The sequence below is a fragment of the Streptomyces sp. NPDC048484 genome (assembly GCF_040651415.1).
Lineage (GTDB): Bacteria > Actinomycetota > Actinomycetes > Streptomycetales > Streptomycetaceae > Streptomyces.
This window is the reverse complement of the sequence record NZ_JBEZJY010000026.1, coordinates 50,757-62,218: the sequence shown is the minus strand read 5'-3', so window position 1 is coordinate 62,218 and position 11,462 is coordinate 50,757. Positions and strand designations below refer to the sequence as shown.

9 protein-coding genes are annotated in these 11,462 nt (G+C 70.0%); 6 read left to right on the top strand and 3 right to left on the bottom strand.

Annotated elements, in window-relative coordinates:
• Positions 1-6: 6 nt before the first annotated feature.
• On the bottom strand, positions 7-1,320 hold the full coding sequence (locus AB0D14_RS25745) for an amino acid deaminase (RefSeq protein ID WP_362783162.1): 1,314 nt from the start codon (positions 1,318-1,320) through the stop codon (positions 7-9).
• A 198-nt stretch (positions 1,321-1,518) separates the two neighbouring features.
• Between AB0D14_RS25745 and AB0D14_RS25740 the strand changes: the two genes are divergently transcribed.
• The 5 genes from AB0D14_RS25740 (at position 1,519) to AB0D14_RS25720 (ending at position 6,439) form a co-directional block, all read left to right on the top strand.
• The gene (locus AB0D14_RS25740) at positions 1,519-2,751 is read left to right on the top strand and encodes a sugar kinase (protein WP_362783394.1); all 1,233 of its coding nucleotides are present in this window, start codon (positions 1,519-1,521) and stop codon (positions 2,749-2,751) included.
• Positions 2,748-3,512, top strand: a complete 765-nt coding sequence (locus AB0D14_RS25735) for an IclR family transcriptional regulator (protein WP_362783159.1) — start codon at positions 2,748-2,750, stop codon at positions 3,510-3,512. The genes AB0D14_RS25740 and AB0D14_RS25735 overlap by 4 nt, the downstream gene beginning before the upstream one ends.
• Positions 3,509-3,922 (top strand): RidA family protein, encoded by a 414-nt coding sequence (locus tag AB0D14_RS25730; protein ID WP_362783157.1) that lies wholly within the window; start codon positions 3,509-3,511, stop codon positions 3,920-3,922. Before AB0D14_RS25735 ends, AB0D14_RS25730 begins: the two co-directional genes overlap by 4 nt.
• A gap of 159 nt (positions 3,923-4,081) precedes the next feature.
• Positions 4,082-5,710, top strand: coding sequence for an SLC13 family permease (locus AB0D14_RS25725; RefSeq protein WP_362783154.1), 1,629 nt, complete (start codon positions 4,082-4,084; stop codon positions 5,708-5,710).
• Between the two features lie 66 nt (positions 5,711-5,776).
• Complete coding sequence (locus AB0D14_RS25720; protein ID WP_362783152.1) at positions 5,777-6,439, top strand: hypothetical protein; 663 nt, start codon at positions 5,777-5,779, stop codon at positions 6,437-6,439.
• Positions 6,440-6,518: 79 nt separating this feature from the next.
• Here the strand turns inward: AB0D14_RS25720 and AB0D14_RS25715 are convergent, their stop codons facing one another.
• Positions 6,519-7,859, bottom strand: coding sequence for a M14 family metallopeptidase (locus tag AB0D14_RS25715; protein WP_362783149.1), 1,341 nt, complete (start codon positions 7,857-7,859; stop codon positions 6,519-6,521).
• Between the two features lie 323 nt (positions 7,860-8,182).
• On the opposite strand from AB0D14_RS25715, the gene AB0D14_RS25710 reads away from it, so the two are divergent.
• Complete coding sequence (locus tag AB0D14_RS25710; protein ID WP_362783146.1) at positions 8,183-9,631, top strand: Nramp family divalent metal transporter; 1,449 nt, start codon at positions 8,183-8,185, stop codon at positions 9,629-9,631.
• A 36-nt stretch (positions 9,632-9,667) separates the two neighbouring features.
• Here the strand turns inward: AB0D14_RS25710 and AB0D14_RS25705 are convergent, their stop codons facing one another.
• Positions 9,668-11,356, bottom strand: coding sequence for a glycoside hydrolase family 18 protein (locus AB0D14_RS25705; protein ID WP_362783144.1), 1,689 nt, complete (start codon positions 11,354-11,356; stop codon positions 9,668-9,670).
• Positions 11,357-11,462 lie beyond the last annotated feature (106 nt).

The following is an 11,462-nucleotide window of genomic DNA, read 5'->3' as shown; positions in this document are numbered from 1 at the left end:
TCAAAGCTAGAAGTAGGTGCGGATGTAGTCGACGACCGTGCCGTCCTGCTCCACCACCGGGATCAGCTGCCACTTGTCGAAGGAGGTGCAGGGGTGCGAGAGCCCCATACTCACCCAGTCGCCGACCCGCAGCCCGGTGCCCTCGTCCGTACGGATCCAGGCGTGCTGGTCGGAGAGACCGGTGACGGTGATGCCGTCCGCCGGACGCTCGCCGTCGTCCGCCCGCACCACCTGGACCTCCGGCAGATGCAGGTCGTACGCCGCGTCGCGCTTGCCCGCGTTGGCGAAGGCCTGCTCGGGCGAGGGGCGGGAGACGACCTGCGCCCAGAGGCGGAAGGCCGGGTGCAGGGCGCCCTCCTCGGGGATCCGGGTGAAGGGGGTCACCTCGCGGTAGTGACCGTCGTCGTGCGAGACGTACGCGCCCGAGCGCAGCAGCTTGCAGGCCGGCAGCGAGAGTTCGGGAAGCCCGGCGAAGACATCGGCCACGGCGTCGAACCAGGCGCTGCCCCCGGCGCTCACCACGATCTCGTCCAGCCCGGCGGACGAGAAGCGCCCCGCCTTGTCGAACTCCACGGCCAGGGCGGTCAGCCGGCGCAGCCACGCCCGCACCCGCTCCGGGTCCGCGTCCGGCACCTCGCCCTCGTACCCCGCGACGCCCACCAGCCGCAGCGTGTCCACGCCGGCCACCGCGTCCGCGACCGCGGCGCACTCCGCCTCCGTCCGGGCACCGGTCCGGGCGCCCTCACCCGCGGCGAGTTCGACGACGACGTCCACCGGGCGTGAGGTCCCGCGCAGCGCGGCGTCCATCAGCTCGACGCCGCGCACGGAGTCGACGTAACAGAGGAAGCGGAAGCCGGGGTCGGCGGCGAGCTGCGCCGAGATCCAGCCGAGAGCGGCCGGGTCCACCAGCTCGTTGGCGAGGAAGACGCGCTGGATGCCGAAGGCCCGGGCCACCCGCACCTGGTGCGGCACGGCGAGGGTGATGCCCCAGGCGCCGTGCTCGATCTGCCGCTGGAAGAGCTGGGGGGCCATCGAGGTCTTGCCGTGCGGGGCGAAGACAAGGCCATGACGGTCCGCGTACGTCTCCATGAGCCGCAGGTTGTGATCGAGCCGCTCGGCCGAGAGGGCGAGCAGCGGAGTGGTGAACCCACCACTGAAGAGGTTGCGGCGCTGAGCGGTCAGCTCGCCGACGGTCAGGCCCTCGGCGTCGGGCGGGAGGCCCTTGAAGCGGTGGTCGACCCGCTCGTCCGCGAGCGCGGCGAGACGTTCCGCGGTGGTCGCGGAGTCGGCGGCGGAGCTGGTTGCGGAGTCGGCAGCCATGGGAGCCTCCCTGGTCAGTGACGTTGCAATCCTTGCAACGGTCATTGCATATCGCGCTACTGCTGTTTAACATCTCGGCCAGCGTCGGGTCAACGGAGCCGCCCGGACCCGCGACAGCGACGAGGAGCCTCAGCCATCGTGACCCCCACCGGACCGCCCGAAGGCACCGCACACGACACCACGCGTCCTCCGGCCGCCGTGGAGGTCGTCACCCTCGGCGAGTCCATGGTCACTTTCCTCCCCTCCCGCCCGGGCCGCCTCGCCGACGTACCGTCCTTCGAGCGCGCGATCGGAGGCGCGGAGTCCAACGTGGCCTGCGTACTGGCCGCCGCCGGGCACACCGCGAAGTGGGTCGGCCGCGTCGGCGCGGACGGCTTCGGCGACCACCTGCTGGAGGCGATCGGGGCGTACGGCGTGGACACCTCCGCCGTACGCCGCGACCCCTCCCGCCCCACCGGCGTCTACTTCCGCACGGCGGGGGACCGGGCCACCGACGCCCACGAGGTGGCGTACTACCGCACGGGCTCCGCGGCCTCGGCGATGGCCCCCGCCACCGTGGACCTGGACGCCCTCGACTCGGGCCGCGTGCTCCACCTCTCCGGCATCACGGCGGCCCTCTCCGCGGACTGCCTGGCCCTCCTGACGACCCTGACGACTCCCCGCCCCGGCCGCCCCCTGATCTCGTTCGACGTCAACTACCGCGAGGGCCTGTGGCCCGACACCTCCGAGGCGGGCACCACCCTTCTCACCCTGGCCCGCGGCGCCGACCTGGTCTTCGTCGGCGAGGACGAGGCCGAGGCCGCCTGGGGCATCACGGGCGGCCCGGAGGCAGTCCGCGCCGCACTCCCGGAGCCACGCGTACTGGTGGTCAAGGACGGCAGCCGAGGCGCCACGGTCTTCGAGACGGCAGGCCCCACGCACCAGCACCCGCGTACGGAGGCGAGGGGGCGTGCCGGGGGGTGCCCGCCCGCAGCGGATGGCGCGTCAACAGCCCGCTCTTCTCAAACCCCCGATTCCGCGCCAGACCGAGGACGGACACCCCCCGGCGCGCACCCGCACCCCTCACCACGCGAGGGCGGCGAACCCACCACGAGGCGGCACCGGCCCACCTCCCCGCACGACACGACCACCTTCGTCCCCGCCCTGCACGTGGACGTGGTCGCCCCGGTGGGCGCGGGCGACGCCTTCGCCGCCGGCTTCCTGTCGGCGACACTCCGCGGCCTCCCCCCGGGCCACCGCCTCCGCCACGGCCACCTCATGGCCGCCGCCGCCCTCACCGTCCCCGGAGACCTGGGCGCACCTCCCGCCCGCGACCACGCCGACCGCCTCGCCGCCCTGGACGACGACGCGTGGGGGACACTTCGACTCGGCCCCGGCTGGACACGGACACATGCCGCAGACCGGGCCCAGGAGGAGGTACCCACCCCATGAGCCAGACCGTCGACCGCGCGCTGAGCATCCTGCCGCTGCTCGCCGAAGGCCCCGCCGACCTGGGCCAGGTCGCCGAGCGGCTCGGCGTCCACAAATCCACCGCGCTGCGGCTGCTCCGTACCCTCCACCAACACGGCCTGGTCTACCGCCAGTCCGACCAGCGCTACCGCCTGGGTGCCCGCCTCTTCGCGCTCGCCCAGGAAGCCGTGGAGAACCTCGACGTCCGCGAGATCGCCCATCCCCATCTCGTACGCCTCAACGAGAGCTGCGGCCACACCGTCCACCTCGCCGTGCACGAGGAGGGCGAGGTCCTCTACATCGACAAGGTCGAGAGCCGCTACCCGGTGCGCATGTACTCGCGGATCGGCAAACCCGTGGCCATCACGGTCGCCGCCGTCGCCAAGCTGCTGCTCGCCGACCTGCCCGAGCCCGAGCGCCGCGACGTCGCGGACAAGCTCGACTACCCCATGTACACGTCCCGTTCGACCCCCAGCGCGCCCGCCTTCCTGCGGGAGCTGGACAAGGTGCGCGAACAGGGCTGGGCCACCGACCTCGGAGGCCACGAGGAGTCCATCAACTGCGTCGCCGCGCCGATTCGCGGCACCGACGGACGGGTCGTCGCCGCCATGTCCGTCTCCGCCCCGAACGTCGTCGTCACCGCCGACGAACTCCTCACCCTGCTTCCGCTGGTCCGCCGTACGGCGGAGGCCATCAGCGGCGAGTACTCAGGCAAGACCCCTACGAAGGAAACCAGCTCATGACCGAGAAGACCGCCCTCACCCCCAAGACCCACACCACCCCGCCCGCCAGGTTCTCGCACGGCGTCAAGAAGGGGAACATCCTCCAGGTCGCCGGCCAGGTCGGCTTCCTGCCCGCCGTCGAGGGGCAGCCGCCGACGCCCGCGGGGCCCACCCTGCGCGAGCAGACCCTCCAGACGCTGGCCAACGTCAAGGCCATCCTCGAAGAGGGCGGCGCCTCCTGGGACGACGCGATGATGATCCGCGTCTACCTCACGGACGTCGACCACTTCGCCGAGATGAACGCGATCTACAACGCGTACTTCGCGGACCAGGGCCTCACCGCGCCCCCGGCCGCCCGCACCACCGTGTACGTGGGCCTCCCGGCGGGCCTGCTGATCGAGATCGACGCCCTGGCGGTACTGGACAGCTGACCCTCACCCCGCGCCCTTCAGGGGTGCGGGGCCCCAAATACGCGCCCCAAATACGCGCCCCCAATACGCGTCCCCACGCGCGCCCCTACACAACCCCGCACGACGTACGGCGATACCCCCTGCTCAAAAACACCATGCCCCCAAGCAGAGGACCTCCTCATGTCACCGCTCCTCGCAGCCGCACCACCAGCCCCCGAGATCCCACCCCACACAGGCGGCCTGCTGCTCCTCCTGGACGGCACCGCAGGGCTGCTGACCGTCGCGGCCCTCGGCATCGTTCTGCTGCTGGTCCTGATCATCAAGGTCAGACTCCAGCCGTTCGTGGCGCTGCTCGCCGTCTCCATAGCCGTCGGCCTGTCGGCCGGCCTCTCCGTCACCGAACTCTTCGGCACCGTCCAGAAGTCGACCTCGGTCTCGATGATCGAGTCGGGCATGGGCGGCATCCTCGGCCATGTCGCGATCATCATCGGCCTCGGCACGATGCTCGGCGCGATCCTTGAGGTGTCGGGCGGCGCGGAAGCACTCTCCACCCGCCTGCTCAACCTCTTCGGCGAGAAGCGCGCCCCGCTCGCCATGGGCCTCACCGGCCTCATCTTCGGCATCCCGGTCTTCTTCGACGTCGGCATCTTCGTCCTCGCACCGATCGTCTACGCCGCCGCCAAGCGCTCCGGCAAGTCGATCCTGCTGTACGCCATGCCCCTGCTCGCGGGCCTGTCGATGACCCACGCGTTCCTGCCGCCGCACCCCGGCCCGGTCGCCGCCGCCGCACTCTTCAAGGTCGACCTCGGCTGGGTCATCCTGATGGGCATCGTCGTCGGCATCCCGGCCGTGCTCGCCGCCTGGGCGTACGCCGCCTGGATCGGCAACCGCCTCTTCGTCCCCGTACCGCAGGACATGCTGGAGGCCGCGGACGAGGCGAAGGCCGCCGTCGCCGAGGAGCGCGCCGCACGCCGCGCCGCCGCCCGCTCGACGGGAGCCACCGCCGGCAACGGCAACGGCAACGGCACCGGCAACGGCGCAGGCAAGGGAGCCGGCGACGACAAGGGCACCGGCACCGGCACCGTCGCGACCGCCCAGGCCGGGCTCTCCGGCGCCGCGGACGACGACTACGCGGAGCAGCCGGTCCCGCTGCCCACCGTGTTCCTCATCATCGGTACGCCCCTGCTGCTGATCCTCGCCGCGACCTTCTCCTCGATCGCGCTGGACCCCTCGACCCTCCGCTCGGTCATCGAGTTCTTCGGGCACCCCTTCGTCGCGCTGACGATCGCACTGCTCATGGCCTACTACCTGCTGGGTATCCGGCGCGGCTGGTCCCGCAAGTCCCTGGAGACGGTGTCCACCTCGTCCCTCAAGCCGGTCGGCAACATCCTGCTGGTCGTCGGCGCGGGCGGTATCTTCGGCGCCGTGCTGAAGGGCTCGGGCATCGCCGACGCGCTCGCCGACACCTTCAACGACGTGGGGCTGCCGGTCATCGTGCTCGCCTGGCTGATCTCCGTCGTGCTGCGGGTCGCCCAGGGTTCGGCGACGGTCGCCATCGTCACCACCGCCGGCATCGTCGTCCCGCTGGTCGAGGGCCAGGACCTCTCGCAGGCCCATCTGGCGCTGATCATCATGGCGATCTCGGCCGGCTCGATCTTCGCCTCGCACGTGAACGACGGCGGCTTCTGGATCGTCGCCAAGTACTTCGGCATCTCCGAACGCGACACCCTCAAGTCGTGGACGGTCCTGGAGACGGTGCTGTCGGTGGCGGGCTTCGCGATGGCGGCGTTGCTGAGCGTCTTCATATAACGATGTAGCGGGACGAAGCGGAGCCCGACTGTTCCTGGCACAGGATTGTCGACCATACTGCCCGCTGTGGAGCAGCGCATAGGACCCAACATCCCGCCCCTGCAAGGCGCCGCGATCGACCCGGCGTTCGTGCCCGGCATCACGGGCCCGCGCCCCGCCGAGCCCGACGGCGCCAAGCCGAAGGAGACCGAGCCGGAAACCGAATCCCCGGAAACCGCCGAGGAGACCGCCGCACAAGAGGCGGCCTCCGAGGTCCCGGTTTCCAAGGACTCGGTTTCCAAGGGCTCGGTCGCGAAGGAGGAACCCGAGACCGAGGCTTCCGACGAGAAGTCCGCGGACGCGAAGCCCTCGAACGAGAAGCCCTCGGACGAGAAGCCCGAGGAGTCGGAAGGGTCTGAGGCCGAGGCTCCGGAGGGCGGCCCCGTCTTCGAGGCCTCCGACCGCCGCGCGAAGATCCTCGCCGACCACCGTGGCGTACGGCTGAGCCTGGACGACCAGGAGGCCGAGTTCCGCTGGGACGAGATCGGCGCCGTCGAGACCGAGTCCCCGCGCTTCGGGAAGCGTTTCACCATCACGGTGCACACGGCCGACCGGCGCTGGTACCCGCTGGAGATCGAGGCGACGGCCAGATCACGCTTCCAGGAGTGGGAGACCGGCCTCGACGAGGTCCTGGACACCTACTTCGAGGACGACGCGGAAGCAGAACCCGCCGAGGAGAGCGCCCCGTAAGGGGCGCGGGGAACTGCGCGACCAGCCACGACGGGCCCGCAGTTCCCCTCAACCTCACTCCACCGCGGCCGACCGGAGGTCAACCGCAGTACTGCGCCTCCTTGCCGATGGACCGGTACATGCAGTCGGAGTTCTCCAGCAGCTGCAGCACGGCATCCCGGTTCCGGGCGGTCTCCCGCTCGATGACCTCGTCGGGCGGGTAGAAGCCGCCCCCGCCACTGGACGTCGGATACATCTCGAAGGTGTAGGAGAAGATCTTGTGGCTGCCCCACAGGTAGTCGTCGATCGACCCGTCCGTGATGTAGAGGTCGCTCGACTGCTCCGGCGTGTAGCCGTTGCTGGCGGCCATCTTCTGCCCGACCGCGGCGAAGGCGTTGCGGTCGTCCGCCGTCATACCGGTGGTGGTGTTCGCGGTGGTGTAGCCGAAGGGCCACAGCACCAGTTCGCTGTACGTGTGGAAGTCCACGCCCGCCTTGATCTGCTGCTTGCCGCCCACGACCCGGCTGCGTACGAAGTCGGCGACGACCTTCACCTCGGGCGCCGACTCGGCCGCCGGGCCCCGGTAGGTCTCGGACGACGTGGAACCTGACGAGCCGCCGCAGCAGCCCCAGCGGTAGTTCCAGTTGCGGTTCAGGTCCGTGCCGACGGCCGTGCTGCCGCTGTTGGGCTGGCGGTTCTTGCGCCATGAGCGGTACGCGCCGGTCGCGATGTCGTACTCGCCGCCGTCCGGGTTGAGGTCCGGGACGATCCAGATCTCGCGGTTGTTCACCATGTTGGTGACCCGGGAGTCCGAGCCGTACCCGGCGCCCAGCTCGCGCATCAGGTAGAGCGCCATCTCCACGGTCATGTGCTCACGGGCGTGCTGGTGGTGGGTGAACAGGACCTCGGGCTCGGACTCGTCGGTGGCGACGTTGTCGCTGATCTTGATCGCGACGATGTCCCGGCCCTGGTACGACTTCCCGATCACGCGCTTGCTCATGATGCCCGGGTAGGCGGCCAGCCGCTGGTTGATCTCCGTGTTCATCTCGGCGTAGTTGTGATAGCGCGAGTCGGCGGAGGGGAAGTCGAGGACGCCGACGTCCGCGGCGCTCGACCGGTCCGGGGCGGCGCCGAGCGACGAGACCTCGTACCCGAGCTGCCGCAGTTTCTTCGCCTGGGACGCGCGGCCCGAGACGACGACGGTCTCCTCGTCGGCCGAGTCGATCGACACGCCGGTCTGCGCGATCGCCGTGCGGGTGGCCGAGGTGCTGCCGTGCAGTTGGATCTCGTACTGGCGGATCTCGTCCGTGTCGGAGGCGGGAGCCGCGCCGGGGGCGCCGCTCGCGCTCGTCGTCGCTGCGACCGGGGCCGCGAGTGCCAGAGTGAGGAGCGTGGCGAGGGCGGCGGTGCGCCGACCACGTCTGCTGTTGCGAAGTCGCATGGATTCTCCTGGTTTCTCCAGAAATTCCGGGATCACCGGATTGTGGGGATTGGAGCGGGGCGGACCGGTGCGACGTGCCGGGGCCGACCGCCGAAGGTGTCGACGGGACTCTGTGTGCGAGTTGTGTGACTCGTGTGCGGTGTGGCGCTCATCGTGGAGCCATGGCATGTTCGGGTCAAGTGCAGACAGGAAGTCGGCGCCGGGAACAGGCCGAAAAAGTGCCGCTCCCACCACCCAACCAGGCAGTTCACGCTGTGCACATCGAGTGGCGATCGGCGCACGCCCTCTTGTGTCCCGGGTCTCTTTGCGCTTTCTTGATCGGCATGGCGGACACCTCGGGAAACACCACGGGCAGCTCGGGAAGCACGGCGGGACCAGGACCAGGTCCGGGCACATCGGGGGAGGCCGTCTCCGGTGCCTCCGGCCCCCGCAAATCCAGTTGGAAGTACATCGGCCCCGGCATCGTGGTCGCCGCGACCGGCGTGGGCGCGGGTGACCTCGTCGCCACACTGATCGCGGGCTCGAACTTCGGCTACACCCTCCTGTGGGCCGCCGTCATCGGCTGCCTCGTCAAGATCTCCCTCGCCGAGGCCGCCGGCCGCTGGCACCTGTCCACCGGCCGGACGCTCTTCGACGGCTGGGCGAGCCTGGGCCGCTGGACGTCGTGGTTCTTCGTCGTGTACGTCGTGATCTGGGGCTTCGTCTACGGGGCGGCGGCCATGTCCTCCTCGGGCCTGCCCCTGCAGGCCCTGTTCCCGGACGTCATGGGCCTCAAGTGGTGGGCCATCCTGACGGGCCTGGTCGGTCTGGTCTTCGTCTGGTTCAACAAGTACGCGGTCTTCGAGAAGGTCATGACCGTCCTGGTGGGCGTCATGTTCGTCGTCACGGTCTACCTGGCGATCCGTGTCACCCCCCACCTGGGCGAGGCGTTCGCGGGCCTGCTGCCGGTGCTGCCGGACGAGAAGGACTCGATCCTCAACACGCTCGGCCTGATCGGCGGCGTCGGCGGCACGATCACGCTCGCCGCGTACGGCTACTGGGTCAACGCGAAGGGCTGGACGAACACCGGCTGGATGAAGGTGATGCGGCTCGACAACCGCGTCGCCTACATCACCACCGGCATCTTCGTCGTCGCCATGCTCTTCGTCGGTGCCGAGATGCTCCATTCCTCCAACATCGCCATCGCGAGCGGCGACAAGGGCCTGATCCAGCTCGGCGACATCCTGGAGGACGAGTACGGCACGGCGACCGCCAAGTTCTTCCTCATCGGCTTCTTCGCCACGTCCTTCACCTCGCTCATCGGCGTCTGGCACGGTGTGAGCCTGATGTTCGCGGACTTCGTGGAGCGCTACCGCAAGGACCGCGCCGCCGCATCCGCCGCATCCGGTGGGTCCGCCGCATCCGGCGGGACCGGCGGGAAGGGCGCGAACGTGGCGCCGGGCGGGGAGGTCGCCTCGGGTGAGGAGGTCGCGTCCGGCACGCACGAGAAGTCCTGGCCGTTCCGCGCCTACCTCCTCTGGCTGACCTTCCCGCCCATGGTCCTGCTCTTCCAGGGCCAGCCCTTCCGCCTGATCATCCTGTACGGAGTCCTGGGCGCGGCCTTCCTCCCCTTCCTCGCCCTCACCCTGGTCTGGCTCCTCAACTCCTCCCGCACGCCACCCGAGTGGCGCAACGGCCTCCTGAGCAACGCCATGCTGACGATCGCGGGCCTGCTCTTCATCGTCCTGTGCGTGAAGCAGGTCTGGGACCAGCCCTGGTCGGAGTTCTTCTGACACCGCCCATACCCATGCCTGTGCCTGTGCCTGTGCCTACGGCAGTGCGTGCACGTGCGGCCCCACGGCGTTCGACCACGCGTTGCCCGCCGTGGCGTCCCAGTTCGTCGACCAGGTCATCGCGCCGCGCAGGTCCGGGTAGGTCCTCGACGGCTTGAAGGAGCCGCAGTTCGTGCCTTTGGCGAGGCAGTCCAGGGCGTTGTTCACGACCGTCGGGGAGACGTATCCGCTGCCCGCGCCGCGGGCCGACGCCGGGACGCCGAGACCCACCTGGGACGGGGCGAGGCCACCCTCCAACTGGATGCAGGCGAGGGCGGTCAGGAAGTCCACCGAGCCCTGCGAGTACACCTTGCCGTCGCAGCCGAGCATCGAACCGCTGTTGTAGTACTGCATGTTGACGACCGTCAGGATGTCCTTGATGTTCAGGGCCGTCTGGAAGTACGTGTTCGACGTGGACTGCATGTCGATCGTCTGCGGTGCCATCGTGATGACCAGAGAGGAGCCCGCCTTTGCGGCGAGGGACCGCAGCGCCTGCGTCATGTACGTGGCGTTGAGGCCGTTCTCCAGGTCGATGTCGACGCCGTCGAAGCCGTACGTCTGCATCAGCGAGTGGACGGAGTTCGCGAAGTTCGCCGCCGAGGCGGAGTCGTTCACCGCGACCGTGCCGCGCTCGCCGCCGATCGAGATGATCACCTTCTTGCCCGCGGCCTGCTTGGCCTTCACGTCCGCCTTGAACTGCTCGACGGTGTAGCCGCCGAGCCCGGCCGAGTCGAGGTTGAACGTCACGCCGCCCGGCGTCGTCGTGGCGTCGGCGAAGGACACCGCGATGATGTCGTACTGGGACGGGACGTCGGAGATCTTCTGGACGGCCGCGCCGTTGTTGAAGTTCTGCCAGTACCCGGTCACCGCGTGCTTGGGCAGGGTGCCACCGTTGCCCGAGGACGCCTTGGTCGTCCCGGTGACCGCCGTCGACTTCGCCGACTCACCCGCCGTGTTCGTCGCGGTGACCTGGAAGGAGTACGAGGTGGAGGCGGCCAGGCCGGTGACCGTCGCCGAAGTGCCGGTCACCGCGGAGACCTTCGTACCACCGCGGTAGACGCTGTAGCCGCTCGCGCCCGACACCGGGCTCCAGGCGAGGGAGACGGAGGACGCGGTCGTGGACGCCACGTTCAGACCGGCGGGCGCCGAGGGGACGACCGGATCGGGGTCACCGCCTCCGCCCCCGTCGGGCCCGAACACGGACACGTCGTCGGCGAAGTACGACGGCTGCCCGTACCAGCCGTGGGTGTAGACGGTCACGGACGTGGTGTTCGCGCCCGTCGAGAAGGACGTCGTCAGCTGCTTCCAGGAGGACGAGTCCGGGGTCCACGTCGACACGTCCGTCGTCCCCGTGCCGCTCGCGCCGAGGTACGCGTATCCGCCCTGCACCCATGCGCTCAGCGTGTACCGGGAGTTGGGCTTCACTGCCACGGTCTGCCCGCACCGGGCGTTGTCCTGCCCGGCCGGCGTGGCCCTCAGCGCGGACGCGCCCCCGTGCACGGGCGAGGAGACGGTGGCGCCACTGCCCGCCGAACAGGTCCAGTTGGAGAGCCCCGACTCGTAACCGGCGTTCTTGGTGTTGTTGACGTCCGCGGCCGAGGCCTGGCCGGCACCGGCGAAGGAGAGGACGGACGCGGCGAGTACGGCGGCGAGGGCGCCCGCCCAGGTCCGTCTGCGTCCGGGCATGCCTGATACGCGGTCCACTGAGGCCTCCGGTGGGGGAGTGGGGGAGTGGGGGTGAGGAGGGGACGAGCACGGTGGCCACCGCCGACTGTCCAAGCTGGTCCAGACC

Bases quoted from the DNA above. Each gene is read 5' to 3' on its own strand.
- AB0D14_RS25745 (WP_362783162.1), bottom strand. From the start codon at position 1,320: ATGGCTGCCGACTCCGCAACCAGCTCCGCCGCCGACTCCGCGACCACC.
- AB0D14_RS25735 (WP_362783159.1), top strand. From the start codon at position 2,748: ATGAGCCAGACCGTCGACCGCGCGCTGAGCATCCTGCCGCTGCTCGCC.
- AB0D14_RS25730 (WP_362783157.1), top strand. From the start codon at position 3,509: ATGACCGAGAAGACCGCCCTCACCCCCAAGACCCACACCACCCCGCCC.
- AB0D14_RS25725 (WP_362783154.1), top strand. From the start codon at position 4,082: ATGTCACCGCTCCTCGCAGCCGCACCACCAGCCCCCGAGATCCCACCC.
- AB0D14_RS25715 (WP_362783149.1), bottom strand. From the start codon at position 7,859: ATGCGACTTCGCAACAGCAGACGTGGTCGGCGCACCGCCGCCCTCGCC.
- AB0D14_RS25710 (WP_362783146.1), top strand. From the start codon at position 8,183: ATGGCGGACACCTCGGGAAACACCACGGGCAGCTCGGGAAGCACGGCG.
- AB0D14_RS25705 (WP_362783144.1), bottom strand. From the start codon at position 11,356: ATGCCCGGACGCAGACGGACCTGGGCGGGCGCCCTCGCCGCCGTACTC.